The sequence below is a fragment of the Streptomyces sp. NPDC002623 genome (genome assembly GCF_053592635.1).
Genome location: NZ_JBSFWB010000065.1, coordinates 1 through 19,553 on the forward strand (window position 1 = coordinate 1; position 19,553 = coordinate 19,553).

Genomic DNA, 19,553 nt, shown 5'->3' on the forward strand with positions numbered 1-19,553 from the left:
CAGGGCCGTATCCGCTTCGGCGTGGAGGTGGCCAAGGCGGTGACCGACGCGGTCGGGGCCCACCGCGTCGGCTTCCGCATCTCGCCCGGAAACCCCTTCAACGACATCGTCGAGAGCGACCTGCCGGTCCTCTACGGCGAACTGCTGGCGGCGCTCTCCCCGCTCGGACTGGCCTACGTCCACCTCATGGAGGGCCCGGACCGCGAGCTGACCCTCCAACTGCGCAAGCAGTGGCAGGGCACGTTCATCCTCAACCCCTTCACCCACCCGAACCCCACCGGCCCGGACGCGCTGAACCTGGTCGAGGACGGCATCGCTGACGCGGTGGCGTTCGGCGCACTCTTCCTCGCCAACCCCGACCTGCCGGTCCGGCTCCAGCAGGGCGGCCCGTTCAACACGCCCGACCCCGCGACGTTCTACGGCGGAGACGAGCGCGGCTACACCGACTACCCGGCCCTCGGCTGACCCCACGGTGAGGGCCCGGTCACGGGCCCACCCGTGTCACGTGTCGCTTCCCTCGACGCCCAGGTAGACCCGTTCGAGTTCGCCGATGTCGGCGCGCAGTTCGCCGGTCGTCCGTTCGGTCTCGACACGACCGTTCACCAACAGATAGGCGCGGTCGGCCACATCGAGCACGAGCCGGGCGAACTGCTCGACGAGCACCACCGCCGTCCCCCGGTCCGCGGCTTCGCGCAGGGCGGTCATGAGCCGTTGGACGATACGGGGGGCCAGCCCGAACGACAGTTCGTCGACGAGCAGCAGCTTCGGCTCCCGCGAGAGGACGGCCGCAAGTCCGAGCATCTGCTGCTCGCCGCCGGACAGCAGGCCCGCAGGCTTGTCGAGGTGCCGTGCGAGTTCCGGGAACAGCGTCAGCATCGTGGTGTCGTCGCCGCGTGCGAGGCGCAGGTTCTCGCGCACGGTCAGACCGAAGAAGACCGCCCGGTCGTCGGTCATGAGCCCGAGGCCCCGCCGCGAACGGGCCGCCAGCGACGGCCTGTCGGCCGTGCCGAGGAACCGGACCTCGCCCGCGATGGGTCGCATCGCGCCGGCCAGAGTGAGCAGGGACGTCGTCTTGCCCGCGCCGTTGCGGCCCAGGAGGGCGACGATCTCACCGGCTTCGACATGGAGGTCGAGATCCCGGACGACGGTCACGTTCCCGTACCCCGCGCACAGGCCGTGGCACTCCAGTACGCGCGTCACGACGACACCTCTTCCGCAGTCGGCTCGGGCACGTCGCCCAGGTAGGCCGCCATCACGGCTCGCTCCGACAGCACGCGGTCGGGCGTGCCCTCGGCGATCACTCTGCCGAAGTCGAGGGCGACGATTCGGTCGCACACACGCCGTACGAGATGGACGTCGTGCTCGATGAGCAGCACTGCCATGCCCCAGTCCTCGGCCAGCGATCTGACGACCTTCCCGACTTCCTCGCGTTCGTGCTGGTCGAGCCCCGAACACGGCTCGTCGAGAAGCAGGACCGACGGCTCGCCGGCCATGGCTCGGGCGAGCGCGACCAGTTTCCGCTTGCCGGTGCTGAGCTCGCGGGGCATGTCCCCGAGATGGTCGCCGAGCTCCAGGGCGTGGACCGCGCGCCGGATGGCCGCGGCCGGCTCACCACGCCCGGGCCGGACCAGGTCGACCAGGACCGACCGCCAGGTGCGCGCGTCGGAGCCGATGCGCAGGTTCTCCAGGACGGTCAGATCCTCGATGAGTTCCAGGCTCTGCCAGGAGCGGGCGATCCCCGCCCTCGCTCGCCCGTACGCCGAGATCGCCGACAGCGGCCGGTTCCCCAACTCGATCGTCCCCGTGCTCGGGACGAACCCGGTGATCGCGTCGATCAGGGTCGTCTTGCCGGCGCCGTTCGCACCGACGACCCCGACGACCTCCCCCGGTGCGACGTGGAGATCGACGCCGTCCACGGCCCGCACCGTACCGAAGGTGACCTGGACGGACTGGACGTCGAGCGCGGCGGGCCGGACGCGATGAGCCGCGGTCGGCTCGTCGGGCTCCCGGAGTTCCGGGGGTGGCCTACGCGCGGCTCCGGGTGGTCGCACCGGGATACGGCGGCGCAGCGAGTTGACGGCCTGAGTCGTTGCCGTCGCCATCCCGTCCGGTGAGAACACGATGGTGAGGAGGAGCAGGAGCCCGCCGATGAGGGCCATCGTGACCGCTCCCATTCCGAAGGCCGAGTCGAACAGCGCACTGCCGACACCGGACGGCTGGAGCGTGCTCCCGAAGAGCGCCCCCAGCACACTGCCCGCTCCGCCCACGACGCTGTAGCCGACGGCGCCGACGTTCGCCAGCGCCGGGTAGCCCGAGAAGAGCGCCACCGAGGTGCTGTAGGCGACCAGCGCACCGCCGAGGCCGGCGATCGCGGCGGCCATGCCGAACGCCCACAGCTTCGTCCCGACGACATTGACGCCGAGGCCCGCCGCCGCTCGCTCGTTGTTGCGGACGGCGATCATCCGCCGTCCGGTCGCGCTGCGGCGCAAGTTGGCCACGAGCACGGCCAGCACGACCACGAAGCCCAGGACGAGGAAGGCGAAACGACGCGGATAGAGCAAGGTGTCGAACGGGACACCGAAGACGAGGACGGAGCCGTCGTCGCTCAGCGGGATGCCCGCTCCGCCGCCCGTGAGGGAGTCGTTGGCGAACACGAGCGCCTGGACCGCCGCGGCGAGGCCGAGGGTGGCCACCGCGAGGCTGATGCCCCGCGTCCGTGCGGACGGCAGCCCGACGACGAGGCCGACGGGAACCGTTCCGAGCATGGCGACCAGCACCACCGCCGGGAACGGCCAGCCCGCCTCGCCCGCCAGCTTCGCCGCGATCAGGCCGCCGACCCCGGACAGCGTGACCTGGGTCAGGGAGAGCTGGCCGGCGTAGCCGAGCAGCAGGGTCAGCGACAGCAGCGGGACGGCGGCGAGGAGCGTCGTCGTCACCGCGGCCGTCCACTGATCGTTCAGCACCCAGCCGATCAGGACCACGAGGGCCACGACGGCCGCGGCGAGCCGGGGAAGGCTGATCCTGCCGGAACCCACCAGGGACAGCTGTTCCCCGACGAAGCTCCGGAGCGGCAGCGCACGCCCCCTGAGAGCGATCACGCCGATGATCGCCACGAACGGGACGGCATCGGCGAGACCGGAGACGCCCAGGTCGTGAATGCTGAGGAGCGACTGGAGCATCCCGATCACCATCCCGCCGATCAACGTCAGCGGGAACGAACGCAGGCCGCCGATGAGTGCGGCGGCCAGGACCGTCACGGTGAGCGACTGCGCGTTGGTGAGCGAGGCGCCGGTGAGGGGAGCCAGCAGCACGCCGGACAGCCCGGCCAGCGCGCCGCCGACCGCCCAGTTGCCGGCCCGTAGCATCCCGATGCGCCAGCCGAGGGCGGCCAGTGTGCGGGGCCGCTCGGACACGGCGGTCGTCGCGATGCCGAACGTGGTCCGCGAGTAGATCGCCCCGAGGGCGAGCGCCAGCGCGACCGCCACCCCGAAGAGGACGATCCGGCTCACCGGGATCGAGACCCCGCCCCCCAGCGCCACCGATCCGGCGGGCAGCAGCTCGCCCACCGTCCGTGCGTCGGGCCCGTAGCGGAGCTGGACCACGGCCTGGATCACGAGCAGCACGGCCAGCGTCCCGATGACGCGGGTCAACGTCGAGCCGGCCCGCGGAAGCACCATGACCAGAACGTAGGTCACGACACCCAGCACCGCGCCGAGGACGACCCCGAGAAAGCCGGCGGCCAGGGGCGGCCAGCCGGCCTCGCGAGTGAGCTCCCACAGCAGGTACGCCGCGGCCATGGAGACGCCGCCGACGGCGAAGTCGATCACACCGCTGCTGCGGTACGTGACGACGAGACCCAGCGCCGACAGTGCGACGAGCGAGCCCGACCCGAGGCCCAGCAGCAGTAGCGTGACGATTTCAGCCATGGTGAGCTCTCCTCCCTCTGGCTTCGGCTCGGATCACTCAGTTGCCGGCGAGGCGCTCGATGCCCGACTCCACGTCGAGTGGCTTCGGCCGGCCGAGCTGGAGCACGCCGTCCTTGGCCACGAGGACGTACACGTGGGGGTTGAACACCCGCTCGAACCCGGAGACGGCGCTGGGCTTCGACAGGTCGATGACCGGACCCAGCCCCGTGTCGAAGCCGGACACCTTCGGCAGGGCCTTCATCAGGGTCGCCGCGTCGACCTGCGCGACATCGTCCGCGGCCTTCGCCACGATCTTCGTCGCCGTGTAGCCCGTCTGGACGAAGGTGTCGAGCGTCGCGTCCGGATGGGCCGCGAGGACCTTCTTCCGCAGGTTCTGGACCTCCGTCTTGTCCGAGCTGAACGGCAGGTACGTGTCGATCACCAGTACGCCGTCGGCCGTCTTCCCGAGCTGCTTGACGAGCGAAGCCGGCATTCCGCCGGAGGCCAGGGCGACCTTGACGTCCTGGCCCGACGACGCGAGGGCGGTGATGAACGGGCCGCTGTCGGTCGGAGCCGTCGCCGACGCGATGCAGTCGGGGTGTTTGGCCAGTACGGCGGCCACCGTCGGCGCCCAGTCGGCGCCGCTGGTCGGGGCGGTGACGGTGCCGACGATCCGTCCGCCACCGGACTCGACCCCGGCGGTGAACTGCGCGGCGTTGACCTTTGCCACGGGTGTGGCGCTGTTGAGAATGGCCACGTTCTTGCAGCCCTGTTCCGTCAGAGCCGCACCGACCCCGGTGAAGGTGGTCGCGGCCTCGCTGCCGGTCAGGAAGAGGTTCTTGCTCGTGTACGAGCTCGCTGCCGAGAGCCCGACCCAGGGGATTCCGGCCCGATCCACGATCGGGACGATCTGGGCCTCGAACAGGGACAGCCCGCCCACCAGCGCGGTCACCTTGTCCTTGATCGCCTGGCGGGCGCACTGCATGGCCTTGTTGGGGTCGTTCTCGTCGTTGCACGTGACGAGCTTGAGCTTGCGTCCGCCCACGCCGCCGGAGGCGTTGATCTCGTCGACGGCGACCTGGGCGCCCATCGGGATGCTCGGCAGGGAGAACCCTGACGCCTGGACCGGACCGATCGTCATGAGCTTGATCGGCTCGTTGTTCGATGAGCCGGCCGAGTCGCTCGCGTCAGTGCTGCCGCAAGCGGACAACACCAGCGAGCCTGCGAGGGCGGCCACTACTGAGGCAAGGCGAGTACGCACGATTCCTCCAGAGATGCGGGGTATCAGCGATTGGTCGACTGGAACGGTGTGAGGTGCGCCCGTCGAGGTGGGGCTCGCATTGCGCGGCAGCATCGGGAATGAGCGATATCGCTGCAAGTAGGTAGGTACTTACTACAGATGTTGAAACGGCACCGTCAAGGCCCCGTAACATGTTTTTTCATGACTGCTGTGCCAGGGTGAAGTCCGCACAGCGCTCCCCGACCATGATCGCGGGAGCGTTGGTGTTGCCCGAGGGCACGGACGGCATGACGGAGGCGTCAGCGACGCGGAGTCCCGGCACGCCGTGGACGCGCAGCGTCGGGTCGACGACCGCGTCCGGGTCGGTGCCCATCCGGCAGGTGCCCACCTGGTGGTGGTAGCTCTGCAGGGTGCGGCGTACGTACGCGGCGATCTCCGCGTCGCTTCGCACCCCCGGTCCCGGGGCGATCTCCACGGACCGCCAGTCGGCAAGGGCCTTCTCGGCGACGATCTCGCGGGTCATCCGGATCGCGGCGACCAGGGCGGCGAGGTCGGCGGGATCGGCGAGGTAGTTCGGGTCGAGGACGGGAGCGTCCGCCGGGTCGGCCGAGCGCAGCCGGATGCCGCCCCTGCTGAGCGGGCGCACATGGCCCGCCAGGACGGTCCAGCCGTGCCCCGCCGCCGGAACCTCGTAGCCCGCCACCGGCAGCGGCAGGTGCGACATCAACGGCTGGAGGTCGGGGACCGGCTGACCGGCGTCGCTCCGTGCGAAGTACTGCGCCTCCAGCTTGTTCTCCAGGCCGTCCGGGATCAGCGACGGCGACTCCCACACCATCGGCGCGATGGTGTGGTCGTGCAGGTTCCGGCCCACGCCCGGCAGGTCGGCGCGCACCGGGATGCCGAGGGCGCGCAGTTCGTCGGCCGGGCCGATCCCGCTGAGCAGCAGCAGCTGCGCCGAGCCGATGGCGCCACCGCTCAGGATCACGTCCCCGGAGCAGCGGACGGTGGAGACCTCGCCGTCCGCCTCCACCTCGACGCCGCGTGCCGTTCCCTCGTCGTCGAAGACGATCCGGTTGGCCCGGCAGTCGGTGCGTACCGTCAGCAGGGGGTTGTCGCGCACCGGCGCGAGGAAGGCGACCCAGGCGGTCTGCCGCTTCCCGTCCCGGATGGTGCGGTGCAGGAGCCCGGCGCCGAGGGTGTCCTCCGCGTTGCAGTCGTCGTTGAGCGGCAGCCCGCTGTCGACACACGCCTCCACGAACGCCGAACTCACCGGGTTGGGGCGGTGGTTGCGGGTCACCCCCAGCGGCCCGCCGGCCCCGTGGTAGGCCGACGCGCCGTCCTCGAAGTCCTCCGAGCGCTTGAAGTACGGCAGCACCTCGTCGTACGACCAGCCGGTGGCACCGGACGCCGCCCAGCCGTCGTAGTCGGCCCGGTGACCGCGTACGTAGATCATCGCGTTGATCGCGCTCGATCCGCCCAGCACCCGACCGCGCGGCCAGAACACCTTCGTGCCGTCCGCATGGGCCTGCGGTTCGGTGAAGTAGGCGTAGTCCGAGGGGCTGTTCCACAGCTTCCCCAGGCTGCCCGGGTCGTGGATGGCCGGATCGTCGTCCTGGCCGCCGGTCTCCACCAGCAGGACGCGCCGGCCGGCGTCGACCAGTCTGCGCGCCACGACACAACCCGCCGACCCGGCCCCGACGACTACATGGTCGAACTCCACGTCGTCATACGCTTTTTGTGCGGCTCCCACGTTGTTCCTCCGGAAGGTGTTGCGGTCGAAAGGGATGGTCAGCCGAGGCCGTCCGCGCCGACCTTGACTGCGGCCTCGTCGAGGAGGGCGTCGGAGACGGGCTGCGGACGGCCGTCGAGGTCCAGGACAGGCGTGGCCTCCTTGTACCAGGACTCGATGACCGCGTTGCCCCAGAAGTCGCGGCGGCGGTCGTCGTGGACGTTCCAGACGTACGTCTCGTGATCGGGGTCGCCGGTGTAGTAGTCGGAGGTGTAGATCTCCACCCGGTGGCCGTCGGGGTCGCGCAGATAGACGTAGAAGGCGTTGGAGACGCCGTGCCGTCCGGGGCCGCGCTCGATGTGGTGCTCCTTGCGCACGGCTCCGAACAGGTCGGCGGTGCGCAGGACCTGGTGCGACTCGTGGGCGGCGAGGCCGAGGTGGTGCAGACGGGGGCCGTCGCCGCCGGTGAAGGCGACGTCGTGCACGGTCTGCTTGCGGTACATCCAGGCGGCGTACAGCTCGTGCTCGTCACCCTCGATGGTCTCCGAGCAGCCGAAGCCGAGCGACTTGTAGTGCGCGTAGGCGGCCGGGATGTCGGGGGTGCAGATGTTGAAGTGGTCCAGACGGGCGATCTCGGCGCCGCGATGCAGGTCGTAGCGCTGGATGAGGCGCTCGGCGCGGTCGATGTCGTGGAAGAACTCGACAGGGAAGCCGAGCGGGTCGACGACGCGGACGGCGTCACCGACTCCGTGCGTCCCCTCGCCCCTCTTCAACCGCCGCACCGGGCGGCCGAGTTCGGTGAAGAACCGCTCGGCCTTGTCGAGGTCCTCGGGGGTGCGCACGCGGTAGGAGATGTGGTCGAGGGCCGCGATCTCGCCCTTGCGCAACACCAGGGAGTGGTGGGTCAGTTCGTCCGTGCCGCGCAGGTAGAGGGAGCCGGCGTCCTCGTACTGGACGTGGAAGCCGAGCATGTCGACCCAGAACCAGCGGGCCGCGCCGAGGTCGGTGACGGCGAGCTGGGCGTAGGCGGACCGGACGACGTCGGGTGCCGGAGTGTTCATGAGGCGGCTCCGAAGCGCGGGGTGTGCACATCGCCGAGGGCCACATGCACGATCTTGGACTCGCTGTAGAAGTCGATGCTGTGCGCGCCGCCCTCCCGGCCGACCCCGCTCGCCTTGACCCCGCCGAACGGGGTGCGCAGGTCACGGACGTTGTGGGAGTTGATCCAGAGCATGCCGGACTCGACGGCGTGCGCGACGCGGTGGCCGCGCTTGAGATCCGAGGTCCAGATGTAGGCGGCGAGGCCGAACTGCGTGGCGTTGGCCAGCTCGACGGCCTCGGACTCGTCGTCGAAGGGCGCGACGGCGACGACCGGTCCGAAGATCTCCTCCTGGAAGACCCGGGCATCCCGCTCGACGTCCGCGAAGACGGTCGGCTGGAGGTAGTTGCCGTCGGCCAGATGGTCGGGGCGGGTGCCGCCGGCGAGCAGCCGGGCCTCCTTCTTGCCGATCTCGACGTAGTTCAGGACCCGTGCGTAGTGCTCCGCGTGGACGAGCGCGCCCACCTCGGTCGCCGGATCGGAGGGCAGGCCCACCCGGACGTTCTCCGCTCGTTCGGCGAGCCGACGGGTGAACTCCCCGTACAGCGGACGCTCCACCAGGACGCGTGAACCGGCCGTGCAACGCTCGCCGTTGAGGGAGAACACCCCGAACACGACCGAGTCCAGGGCGGCTTCGAGGTCGGCGTCCGCGAAGACGACGACCGGCGACTTGCCGCCCAGCTCCATCGATGTGGTCTTGAGGTGCTGGGCGCTGGAGCGGATGATGTGACGGCCGGTGTCCGTGGAGCCGGTGAAGGAGATCAGCGGCACGTCCGGGTGGTCGACGAGGGCCTGCCCGGCCTCCTCCCCGATGCCGTGCACGATGTTCACCACACCGGCCGGGACGCCCGCCTCCTCGAAGATCTCCGGCCACAGCGACGCCGACAGCGGGGTCCACTCGGCGGGCTTGAGGACGAGCGTGCAGCCGGCCGCCAGGGCTGGAGCGAGCTTCCAGCTCTCCAGCATGAAAGGTGTGTTCCACGGAGTGATCAGCCCGGCGACCCCGACGGGGGCACGCACCACATAGCTGAATTGCTCGGTGCCCTGCCGGAAGGCCTCCTCGCCGAGGGCCACGATGACGTCCGCGAAGTAGCGGAAGTTCTCGGCGGCCCGCCGGGCCTGGCCGCGTGCCTGGGTGATCGGCAGCCCGGAGTCGTACGACTCGAAGTGCGCGAGCCGGTCGTGGCGGGCCTCGACGGCGTCGGCGACGCGGTTCAGTACGGTGGCCCGCTCGCGGTTGGAGACGGTCGACCAAGCGGGAAAGGCGGCACGGGCGGCCGCGACGGCCTTGTCGATGTCCTCTACGCCGCCGCGCGCGGCCTGGGCGTAGGGCCGGTTGGAGACGGGGTCGGACACGTCGAAGGCGCGGCCTTCCGCGGCGTCGACGAGCTTTCCGCCGATCCAGTGCCGGATGACCGAAGGAAGGCTATCGGGGGTCATACGTCGGTTCCGATCTGTGCGGTGAGGGCGCCGCCTTCCGCGAGCAGCGCGCGGATCCGGACGAGCGCCGCCTCGGTGGGCGGGATCAGCGGCGGGCGCACGTGGTGCGAGGCGATACGGCCCTGCTGGGCGAGGACCCACTTGGCGGGGGCGGGGTTGGTCTCGACGAAGAGCAGGTCGACCAACGGGTGCAGGGCGTAGTGCAGTTCGCGTGCGCCGTCGAAGTCGCCCGCCTCCCACAGCTCGTACATGCGTGCCACGGCCGTCGGCGCGAGGTTGGACACGGCGGAGACGAAGCCCGCGCCGCCGAGGGCGAGCAGCGGCAGGCACAGCAGCTCGATGCCCGACCAGACCAGCAGCGAGCGCCCACAGGCGTGCAGGACACGGGAGAAGTGCTCGAAGTCCTTCGTCGTCTCCTTGACGCCGACGAAGTTCTCGAAGTCGGTGAACAGGCGCTTGACGGTCTCCGGCGCGATGTCCACCGCGGTGCGCGAGGGCACGTTGTAGGCGATGATCGGCAGGTCCGGGAACTCCCGGGCGACCGTGGCGTACCACTGGTAGAGCGCCTCCTGGGTGGGGCGCGCGTAGTACGGGGTGATGACGAGGGCCGCGTCCGCGCCCAGCTCGTGGGCGGCGGCTGTCATCGCGAGGGTCTCGTCCAGCTTGTGCGAGCCGGTGCCGGGCAGGAAGGGCACCCGGTCGGCGATCGTCTCGACCGCCGTGCGCATGCCCTCGATCCGCTCGGCCACGGACTGCGCGCTGGGCTCGCCCGTGGAACCGCCGAGCGAGATGCCGTGCGAGCCGGAATCCAGCTGGAAGCGGATCAGGTCGCGCAGACCGGTGTGGTCGACCGCGCCCTCGTCGGTGAAGGGGGTGACGACCGGGGCGATGGACCCGCGGATGACGGACGGATCGCTGCGGAACTTCATGTGTCCTCTCCTTGCTGCCGTTCCTTGCGCCAGCGCTCGTACGGCTCGCGCCAGTCGGGGCCGAGCGGGTAGAGGCCGTCGACGGACTGTCCGGCCGTGACCTGCTCGGTGATGAACCGCTCCTGGAGTTCCTGCTCGCGGCAGTCGGCGACGAGTTGCGCGGCCAGCTCCGGCGGTATGACGACGACTCCGTCCGCGTCGCCGACCAGCAGGTCGCCGGGCTGGACGAGGGCGCCGCCGCAGGCGATCGGCACCCCGCTGTCCCAGGGGACGTGCCGGCGGCCCAGCACGGAAGGATGCGCGCCGCCGTGGTAGACGGGCAGGTCCAGGGTGGCGACGGCGGCGCTGTCGCGCAGGCCGCCGTCGGTGACGACCCCGGCCGCGCCGCGCTTCAGCGCCCGCAGCGCGAGGATGTCGCCCAGCGTCCCGGCGGTGGTGTCCCGGCGGGCGTCCATCACCAGGACGTGTCCCGGGCGCAGTTCCTCGATCGCCCGCTTCTGGGCGTTCATCCCGGCGCCGTACTTCTTGAACAGGTCCTCACGGAGCGGGAGGTAGCGCAAGGTGTGGGCGACGCCGACCATCGTCTCGCCGGGCCGAGTCGGGCGGACGCCGTCGACGGACATGTGTGGAAGACCGTGCTTGCTGCGCAGTTGCGCGCTGAGCGTGGCGACGGCCACCGAGCGCAGTCCCTTGGCGAGTTGCTCGTCGAGCACGGGTTCCGGTGTGTACGACGCTCCGTAGGCGGCCTCGCGTTCGGCGGGGTCGGCCTTCGGCATTGCCCCGTACGGCGCGAGCGGCTCGCCCGCCGTGACCGGGTTGCGCAACCGCCCACTGGACTGTCCGCCGCCGCTGACCTCGACCTCCACCACGTCGCCGGGGGAGACGACGGAGGCCCCGGCAGGAGTACCGGTGAGGATCACGTCCCCGGGCTCCAGGGTGACCAGCCGGGAGAGGTCGGCGATGAGCTGCCCGAATGAGAAGAGCAGGGTGTCGGTGGTGTCGTCCTGGACGAGCTCGCCGTTGACCCAGGTTCGCAACTGGAGTGCGGCAGGGTCGAGTCGCCGGGCATCGAGCAGGCGCGGGCCGATCGGGGTGAAGCCGTCGGCGCCCTTGGAGCGGAGGTTGGAGCCGCGGTCGGCCTTGCGCAGGTCATAGACGCCCGCGTCGTTTGCCGCCGTCACCCAGCGGACGTGCCGCCAGCCCTCCTCGGGCGGTACCCGGTGGGCCCGGGCGCCGATGACGAGGGCGATCTCCCCTTCGAAGCCGAGGAGTTCACAGCCCGCCGGCCTGACGATCGCCTCCTCCGTCCCCGCCAGCGAGGACGGCGGCTTGAGGAAGTACGACGGCTGGGCCGGGACGCGTCCGCGCTCCCGGGCGCGGCTGGGGTAGTTGAGATGGATGGCGATGACCTTCGAGGGGGTGCTGCCCAGAGGGTGCGGCATCAGGCATTCCCTGGACGGGTGTGCTCGGAACGGCCACGGAAGGCCAGCCCCTCGAACTCGCCGGACTTCCCCCACTCCTCGGCCATGCGGAAGAAGGCCACCGGGCCGAGGGGGTAGGGCCCCTCCAGCCGCTGCGCCAGCCCCAGCGGCTCGCCCTCGTTGTTGTAGTAGCCGGGTGTGCAGTCGAGGTCGTACACGTGGGGGTGGCCCTGGAGCAGCATCTCGCACCAGGCGTTCTGGGCCTCCTCGGTGACCTCGACCTCCGCGGAGCCCCGGGCGAGCGTGCCGCCGACCACCGCCGCCACGGACTTGGCCGCCTCGTCCCACCCCTGGGTCATGTTGGGGCCGAAGTAGGCACCCTGCGGGTTCTGGATGACGAACATGTTGGGGAACCCGTGGACGAACATGCCGTGCAGCGAGCGCATCCCGTCCCCCCAGGCCTCGGCGAGCTTCAGGCCGTCGCGGCCGGTCACGGAGTAGCCCATGCGCTCGTAGAGCGGGCTGCCGTATTCGAAACCGGACGCGAACACGACGCAGTCCACCTCGTACTCGGTGCCGCCCACGACCACCGCGCGTTCGGTGAAGCGCTCCACTCCCTTGCCGTCGGTGTCGACCAGATGGACGTTCGGCCGGTTGAAGGACTGGAGGTACTCGTCGTGGAAACAGGGCCGCTTGCAGAACTGCCGGTACCACGGCTTGAGCTTCTCGGCGGTCTCCGGGTCGTCGACGACCGTGTCGACCCGGGCGCGGATCTGGTCCATCTTGTAGAAGTCGGACTCCGTCATGACGGCCCCGACCCGCTCGGGGGTGAACTCCTCCGGCGGGACCTGGCGGAGGATCGCGCGGGCCCGCTTGGCGATCTCGGTCCAGCCGTCGTTGACGTAGTCCTCGGGCTCGTCGGGACCGGGCGGACCGAACGGCGGGATCACGGCCTCGAGGAAGTTGTCGAGCCAGCGCTTCTGCCATCCGGGGGTGGCGATCCGGGCGAACTCCTCCGGGTCGATCGGCCCGTTGGCGCGTACGTCGACTCCGGACGGGGTGCGCTGGAAGACGAAGAGCTCACCGGCGTCCTTGGCGAGCGAGGGCACGAGCTGCACGCCGGTCGCACCGGTGCCGATGACCGCGACCCGCTTGTCGGCCAGCTTGTCCAGCGGTGCGCCGGCGGTCACGGGCGAACCTTCTTCACCCGATCCGGACCGGTAGGCCGAGCTGTCGTCCCCGCCGGTGTAGGCGAAGTCCCAGCGGCTGGTGTGGAACATGTGCCCGGCGAACGTGTCGATGCCGGGGATGCGGGGCACCTTCGGGATGTTCAGCGGGCCGGGTCCGACACCGACGAAGTCCGCGGTGAACCGGTCGCCGCGATCCGTCGTGACGGTCCACCGGGACGCGGCCTCGTCCCAGTCGAGGGCGGTCACCCGGGTGTGGAAGAGCGCCTTGTCGTAGAGCTCGTAGTGTCGGCCGATGCGCCTGGCGTGCTCCAGGATCTCCGGTCCGTGCGCGTACTTCTCCGTGGGGATGTACCCGGTCTCGTCGAGCAGCGGCATGTAGACGAGGGACGTGCTGTCGCACATGACGCCCGGGTAGCGGTTCCAGTACCAGACCCCGCCGAAGTCGCCGGCGTGCTCGACGATGCGCACGTCCTCGACGCCCGCCTCCTTGAGCCTGGCGCCGGCGGTGAGCCCGGCGAATCCTCCGCCGATGAACGCGAACGTCACGTGGTCGGTGACCGGCTCGCGGTCGCGCACCGGCAGGTACGGGTCCGCGTCCAGGCCCTTGAACCTGTCGGTCAGCCGCATGTACTGGGCCATGCCGTCGGGGCGCAGCCGCTTCTCCCGCTCGGCGCGGTACCTGCGCTGCAGGGCTTCTGTGTCGATCTCGGCCGGAGTGGCCGTCGGGGCACTGCTGTCAGTGGGCACGGAGACTCTCCATGTGGTTCGGGGCAGTGACGCTTTCGGGCAGCGCGGTGCCGTGCGCCGGGCTACGGCGAAGTGATGACGGGTCGGCTCCCTGCGCGGGGGAGTGCTCAGCTCCCGGTGCGGGAGAGGAAGCGCACCAGGTGGTCGGTGAAGACCTCGGGCTGGTCGAGGTTGGCCATATGTCCGGCGGCCTCGATCACGCTGAGTTCGGCGCCGGGCACGGCGGCGGCGATGGCCTCGGAGAACGCCGGCGGCAGGCTCAGGTCCTCCGCGCCGACGACGACGAGCGTCGGCACGTCGAGACGGGGCAGGTCGTTGAGCAGGTCGAGCTCGGCGATCGCGCCGAGCGCGACGCTGAAGGAGTACGCGTCGGTCGTGGCGACCTGCTGCTGGAACTCCTGGATGTACGGCCGGTTCTCGGCGAGCGCGGCGGCGGCGAAGAGCACCGGCGTCATCTGCTCGACGTTGGCCTTCATCCCGTGCTCCACCGCGGCCGCGCCCGCCGCCCGCATCATGGCGGCCATCTGCTCGTTCGCCTGGGCGCCGGTGTCCGCCAGGACCAGGCCCGTGACCCGCTCGGGCGCGGCGAGCGCCATGGTCATGGCGACCATGCCGCCCATGGACAGTCCGACGACCGGCGCCCGCTCGATGCCGAGGTCCGACATGACCGCGAAGACGTCGTCCGCGTAGTCACGCAGTGTCATGGGTCCGTCGGCGGGAGCGGACCCGCCGTGGCCCCGGGCGTCCACCGCGATCACCCGCCGTGAGGATTCCAGCGCCCTGAGCTGAGGCTCCCAGCTCAGAGCGTTGCAGCCGATGCCGTGCAGGAAGAGAACCGGGTCCCCTGTGCCCCTGTCAACGACGTTGTTGTGCGCTTCGTGCGCGGGAGAAAGCACAGCGACCTCCTTGCGAAGTAGGTGCCTACTTACTTTGGTCTGGGGACTTCCTAGTCCTCATTTCGAGCCCGCGTCAACGGGCATGCAGGAGATTTCCGATTTGTTGCGCGACCCCTTGACCGAGCCCCGGAGCGTTGTTAGTAAGTACCTACTTCGAAAGGAGTGAGCCGTGCTCGACAGTGCAGTTGCAGCAGGCCATCACACCGTCGACGGAGGCATCGGCAGCTGGATCACCCGGCGCGCCTTCTTCGCCGGAGACCGGATCGCCCTCGTGGACGGGGACCGGCGCATCACCTATTCCGAATTCGACCGGCGGACCGATCAGCTGGCTCACGCGCTGCGGGAGCTGGGCGTTCGGCAGGGCGATCGAGTGGCCGCACTGATGACCAACAGCGCCGCCTTCCTGGAGACGCTGTTCGCCGCCGCCAAGCTGGGGGCGGTCTTCGTACCGATCAACTTCCGGCTGGCCCCGCCCGAGGTCGCCTACCTCCTCGCCGACTCCGGAGCCGACGTCCTGGTGTGGTCCGGCCACCTGTCCCCGCTGGCCAGGGCCGCCCTGGCCGGCGAGGGCGGCCGGGTCCGGGTCCGGGCTGTGGTCGGCGGCCAGGGCCAACCGGTCGATGGGGAGACGGAGTTCGAGGAGCTGCTGACCTCCGGCGACGCGCATCCGCCCCGTGGTGGAGTCACCGGCCGTGACGTGTGCGCCCTCATGTACACCTCGGGCACCACGGGTCGGCCCAAGGGGGCGATGCTCACCCACGACAACTTCCTGTGGAACGTGATCAACATCCTCAGCAACGGTCGCGGCATGAGCCAGAACGACCGAGCGGTAACGGTCGCCCCGATGTTCCACATCGGCGGTCTCGGGGCGCACACGCTGCCGCTGCTGTACGTGGGCGGCATGAATGTCGTCATGCCGTCGTTCGACCCCCGCCGGACGCTCGCCGCGATGGCCCACGAGCGGGTCACCCTGCAGTTCCTGGTGCCCGCGATGTGGTCCGCGCTGATGGCGGTTCCGGACTTCGAGTCGTACGACCTGTCCGCGCTCGAACTGGCCATGACGGGTGCCGCACCCTGCCCGCGGCCGGTGCTCGACCACTTCCTGAACAGGGGAGTGCTCTTCCGCGAGGCCTTCGGGCTGACGGAGACCTGCGGGGTCACCCTGCTCGATCCCGAGCACGTCAGACGGAAGGCCGGGACGATCGGGCGGCCCGGGTTCCATGTCCGCACGCGCGTGGTCGACGAGCACGACCGCGACGTGCCCCTCGGCGAGGTCGGTGAGCTGGTAGTCCGCGGGCCGAGCGTCTTCGCTGGCTACTGGGGGCTGCCCGAGGCCACTGCCGAGGCGTTCCGTGGCGGCTGGTTCCATACCGGGGACCTGGCCCGCGAGGACGACGAGGGCTTCCTGACCCTCGTCGACCGCAGCAAGGACGTGGTCATCTCCGGCGGCGAGAACGTCTACCCGGTCGAGGTCGAGCGGGTGCTCGTCCAGCACCCGGCGGTCCGCGAGGTCGCCGTCGTGGGCGTACCGCACGTCAAGTGGGGCGAGACGCCGCTCGCCGTCGTCGTGCCGGACGACGAACCGCCACCGACCGGGGACGAGCTGATCGCTTACGCCCGTGAGCAACTCGCCCACTTCAAATGCCCGACCCGCGTCGAGTTCGTTCCGGAACTTCCGCGCAACGCCACCGGCAAGGTGCTCAAGACGACCTTGCGCACCCGATACGGCTCACCAGAACAGCAGCACGCACAAGGAGACCAGGCATGAAAGCTGGACGCTTCATCGTCGACACGCACGTCCACGCCCAGCGGCACGCGGCGGGCAAGAAGGTCCGGGACTCGGTCGCGGTCGCCAACGAGGGCAACAAGGGCGTCAAGGTCAACCCGTGGCGGCAGCTGGGCGCCAACATGCCGGCCATGGAGACCTATGACAACTCGGAGCGGCTGCTCTGGGACATGGGCAACTACGACATCGACATGTGTGTGCTGCTGCCCGCGTTCGGCATGTCCGACGCGATCAACGCCGAGCTGGTCGAGCGCCACCCCGACCGCTTCGTGGCCGAGTGCGGCGCGACGGAGTACCGCAAGGCCTGCATCGCGGGCGAGGTGGAGTGGTCCATCAAGGGGGCCTGCGACGCGCTCGACGCGCTCCTCGCCACCGGCACGTTCCGCGGCATCGGCGAGGCCGCGCCGTACATGCCGATCCTCCCGGACGGCACCGACCCCCGGGAGGGGATGGTCAGTTCCGAGCAGGCCGTGCGGAACATGATGGACATGTGCGACGTCGTCAAGGAACACGGCGCCGTCTTCCGCACCCACTCCGGCTGCGCCATGGGCTACGAGTTGGGGTACCACTTTGGCAGCCTCGGGCCGACGAACTACAACATCCTGCTGGTCCACGACCTGGCGACCGCCTATCCGGAGGTCCCGATCGTCATCAACCACGGCGGGATCCAGGGACACTGGTCGGAGATCTTCTACGACCAGTGCCTCCAGGTGGCCGCCTCGCACGACAACGTGTACCTGGAGACCGGCCTGTGGTGGTCGGAGCTGTACGACAAGGCCATAGCCGACCCGAACATCGGCCCGGAGAAGCTCATCTTCGGTACCGACTGGGGCGCGAGCATCGGCTGCCACACCCAGCCGTTCGGCAAGCCCTCCAGCTACTTCGTCCAGGATCGCCGCTCCGGGCCGATCCGCCACCAGGCCGACTACTGGGGCTGGGGCCTGCGTGAGCTGACCCGGGTCCGGATGGCGCAGGACGACATGAACCTCATCCTCGGCGGCAACGCGGCCCGGCTGTACAACCTGCCGACGCCGTTCTCCCGCATCTTCCGGCCGACGTACCTGGACTGACGGCGCCCGACCGCCGGACCGACGGCAACTGTCTGGACCTCGATATTCGAACGTGTATGCGTACCCTCAAGGAGTTCCCATGCCCGAAGCAGTGATCGTCGCCACCGCCCGCTCACCCATAGGCCGCGCCTCGAAGGGGTCGCTGCGGGAGATGCGTCCCGACGACCTCACCGTGCAGATGGTGCAGGCCGCGCTGGCCAAGGTGCCGCAGCTCGACCCGCGCGAGATCAAGGACCTGATGCTGGGCTGCGGTTCGCCCGCCGGAAGTTCTGGCTACAACCTGGGCCGGGTCGTGGCCGTGCTGGCCGGGATGGACCACCTGCCCGGCACCACCGTGAACCGCTACTGCTCGTCCAGCCTCCAGACCACCCGGATGGCCCTGCACGCGATCAAGGCCGGCGAGGGCGACGTCTTCATCTCCGCCGGAGTGGAGACGTGCAGCCAGTACGACAAGGGGGTCGCCGACGGTCTGCCAGGCACCGCCAACCGGCTCTTCGACGCGGCGCAGGCGCGCACCGCGCGGCTCGCCGAGGGCGGCCGGACCTGGACGGACCCGCGCACGGAGGGCGGGCTGCCGGACATGTACCTGCGGATGGGACAGACGGCCGAGAACGTCGCCCAGGTCGCCGGCGTCAGCCGCGAGGACCAGGACGCGTTCGCCGCACGCAGCCAGAACCGCGCCGAGAAGTCCATCGCCGACGGCTTCTGGGCCCGGGACATCACCCCGGTCACCCTCTACGACGGCACCGTGGTGACCCGGGACGACGGCCCCCGGGCGGGTGTGACCCTGGAGGCGCTCGCCGCCCTGGAGCCGCGGTTCCGCCCTGACGGCACGGTGACCGCCGGTAACTGCTGCCCGCTCAACGACGGCGCCGCAGCCCTTGTGATCATGTCCGACACCAAGGCCCGCCGGCTCGGCATCACCCCGCTGGCCCGCATCGTCAGCACCGGCATGACCGGTCTGTCGCCGGAGCTCATGGGCCTCGGCCCGGTGGAGGCCTCGCGCGAGGCGCTGGACCGCGCCGGTCTGACCATCGACGACATCGACCTCGTGGAGATCAACGAGGCCTTCGCCGCCCAGGTCGTCCCGTCTGCCCGCCAACTGGGCATCGACGAGGACAAGTTGAACGTCCACGGCGGCGGCATCGCGGTCGGCCACCCCTTCGGCATGACCGGGGCCCGCATCGCGACCACCCTGATCCACGCCCTCCAGGAGGGCGACAAGCAGTTCGGCCTGGAAACCATGTGCGTCGGCGGCGGCCAGGGCATGGCGATGGTCCTCGAACGCCTCAGCTGAGAACCCCAACTGCCTTTATCGACAGGAGATTTGACATGGGTAGTCCCACCTCCCGCACGGCGATCGTGACCGGCGCGGCCCGCGGTATCGGCGCCGCCGTGGCCCGCCGACTGGCGGACGACGGATACGCCGTCGCCGTACTCGACCTCACCGAGGACGCGGGTGAGCAGGTCGTCGCCGAGATCGAGAAGGCCGGCGGCCGGGCCCTCGCGGTCGGCGTCGACGTCGCCGACGAGCAGGCCGTACAGGCCGGCGTCGAGCGGGTGGCCGCCGAACTGGGCGCCCCCACCGTGCTGGTGAACAATGCCGGCGTCACCCGGGACAACATGCTGTTCAAGATGGGCGCCGACGACTGGGACGCCGTACTGAACGTGCATCTGCGGGGCGCGTTCCTGATGAGCCGCGCGGCCCAGAAGTACATGACGCAGGAGAAGTGGGGCCGGATCGTCAACCTCTCCAGCATCGCCGCGCTCGGCAACCGTGGCCAGGCCAACTACTCGGCGGCCAAGGCCGGTCTGCAGGGCTTCACCAAGACCCTCGCCATCGAGCTCGGCAAGTTCGGCGTCACCGCGAACGCCATCGCGCCCGGCTTCATCGAGACCGACATGACCCGGATCACCGCCGAACGCCTCGGCATCCCGTTCGACGACTTCGTGAAGGGCGCCTCGTCCAAGATCCCGGTGGGCCGCGTCGGCCAGCCCGAGGACATCGCGCACCTGGTCTCGTACCTGGTCAGCGAGGGCGCGGGCTTTGTGTCCGGTCAAGTCGTGTACGTCGCGGGCGGACCGGTCGGCTGAGCCGTAC

15 protein-coding genes are annotated in these 19,553 nt (G+C 70.2%); 5 read left to right on the forward strand and 10 right to left on the reverse strand.

Features of this window, described 5'->3' with window-relative positions; genetic code table 11:
- On the forward strand, positions 1 to 465 hold a 465-nt coding region (locus tag ACWD4O_RS46655; protein ID WP_451289178.1), incomplete at its 5' end, for an oxidoreductase.
- Positions 466 to 501: 36 nt separating this feature from the next.
- On the opposite strand, the gene ACWD4O_RS46660 is transcribed toward ACWD4O_RS46655, so the two are convergent.
- From ACWD4O_RS46660 to ACWD4O_RS46705, 10 genes are all read right to left on the reverse strand, one after another.
- Positions 502 to 1,200, reverse strand: a complete 699-nt coding sequence (locus tag ACWD4O_RS46660) for an ABC transporter ATP-binding protein (RefSeq protein ID WP_451289180.1) — start codon at positions 1,198 to 1,200, stop codon at positions 502 to 504.
- A complete protein-coding gene (locus tag ACWD4O_RS46665) occupies positions 1,197 to 3,926 on the reverse strand; it encodes an ABC transporter permease subunit (RefSeq protein WP_451289181.1) in 2,730 nt (909 codons plus the stop codon). Before ACWD4O_RS46665 ends, ACWD4O_RS46660 begins: the two co-directional genes overlap by 4 nt.
- Positions 3,927 to 3,963: 37 nt before the next feature.
- Positions 3,964 to 5,046, reverse strand: a complete 1,083-nt coding sequence (locus ACWD4O_RS46670) for an ABC transporter substrate-binding protein (RefSeq protein WP_451289182.1) — start codon at positions 5,044 to 5,046, stop codon at positions 3,964 to 3,966.
- Positions 5,047 to 5,344: 298 nt separating this feature from the next.
- Positions 5,345 to 6,895 (reverse strand): GMC family oxidoreductase, encoded by a 1,551-nt coding sequence (locus tag ACWD4O_RS46675; RefSeq protein ID WP_451289183.1) that lies wholly within the window; start codon positions 6,893 to 6,895, stop codon positions 5,345 to 5,347.
- 38 nt (positions 6,896 to 6,933) lie between these two features.
- Positions 6,934 to 7,935, reverse strand: a complete 1,002-nt coding sequence (gene hpaD / locus ACWD4O_RS46680; RefSeq protein WP_451289184.1) for a 3,4-dihydroxyphenylacetate 2,3-dioxygenase — start codon at positions 7,933 to 7,935, stop codon at positions 6,934 to 6,936.
- Positions 7,932 to 9,413 (reverse strand): 5-carboxymethyl-2-hydroxymuconate semialdehyde dehydrogenase, encoded by a 1,482-nt coding sequence (hpaE, locus tag ACWD4O_RS46685; RefSeq protein ID WP_451289185.1) that lies wholly within the window; start codon positions 9,411 to 9,413, stop codon positions 7,932 to 7,934. The genes hpaD and hpaE overlap by 4 nt, the downstream gene beginning before the upstream one ends.
- On the reverse strand, positions 9,410 to 10,342 hold the full coding sequence (dapA, locus tag ACWD4O_RS46690; RefSeq protein WP_451289186.1) for a 4-hydroxy-tetrahydrodipicolinate synthase: 933 nt from the start codon (positions 10,340 to 10,342) through the stop codon (positions 9,410 to 9,412). Before dapA ends, hpaE begins: the two co-directional genes overlap by 4 nt.
- Positions 10,339 to 11,784, reverse strand: coding sequence for a fumarylacetoacetate hydrolase family protein (locus ACWD4O_RS46695; protein ID WP_451289187.1), 1,446 nt, complete (start codon positions 11,782 to 11,784; stop codon positions 10,339 to 10,341). The genes dapA and ACWD4O_RS46695 overlap by 4 nt, the downstream gene beginning before the upstream one ends.
- Complete coding sequence (locus ACWD4O_RS46700) at positions 11,784 to 13,700, reverse strand: flavin-containing monooxygenase (RefSeq protein ID WP_451289188.1); 1,917 nt, start codon at positions 13,698 to 13,700, stop codon at positions 11,784 to 11,786. The genes ACWD4O_RS46695 and ACWD4O_RS46700 overlap by 1 nt, the downstream gene beginning before the upstream one ends.
- A gap of 107 nt (positions 13,701 to 13,807) precedes the next feature.
- On the reverse strand, positions 13,808 to 14,596 hold the full coding sequence (locus ACWD4O_RS46705; protein ID WP_451289189.1) for an alpha/beta fold hydrolase: 789 nt from the start codon (positions 14,594 to 14,596) through the stop codon (positions 13,808 to 13,810).
- Positions 14,597 to 14,765: 169 nt separating this feature from the next.
- Between ACWD4O_RS46705 and ACWD4O_RS46710 the strand changes: the two genes are divergently transcribed.
- The 4 genes from ACWD4O_RS46710 (at position 14,766) to fabG (ending at position 19,546) form a co-directional block, all read left to right on the forward strand.
- Positions 14,766 to 16,364, forward strand: a complete 1,599-nt coding sequence (locus tag ACWD4O_RS46710; protein ID WP_451289190.1) for an acyl-CoA synthetase — start codon at positions 14,766 to 14,768, stop codon at positions 16,362 to 16,364.
- Positions 16,361 to 17,452, forward strand: a complete 1,092-nt coding sequence (locus ACWD4O_RS46715; RefSeq protein WP_451289191.1) for an amidohydrolase family protein — start codon at positions 16,361 to 16,363, stop codon at positions 17,450 to 17,452. Before ACWD4O_RS46710 ends, ACWD4O_RS46715 begins: the two co-directional genes overlap by 4 nt.
- Positions 17,453 to 17,531: 79 nt before the next feature.
- On the forward strand, positions 17,532 to 18,749 hold the full coding sequence (locus ACWD4O_RS46720) for an acetyl-CoA C-acetyltransferase (protein ID WP_451289192.1): 1,218 nt from the start codon (positions 17,532 to 17,534) through the stop codon (positions 18,747 to 18,749).
- Positions 18,750 to 18,784: 35 nt separating this feature from the next.
- Positions 18,785 to 19,546: a 3-oxoacyl-ACP reductase FabG gene (gene fabG / locus ACWD4O_RS46725; protein WP_451289193.1), complete on the forward strand. Its 762-nt coding sequence runs from the start codon at positions 18,785 to 18,787 to the stop codon at positions 19,544 to 19,546.
- Positions 19,547 to 19,553: the final 7 nt, after the last annotated feature.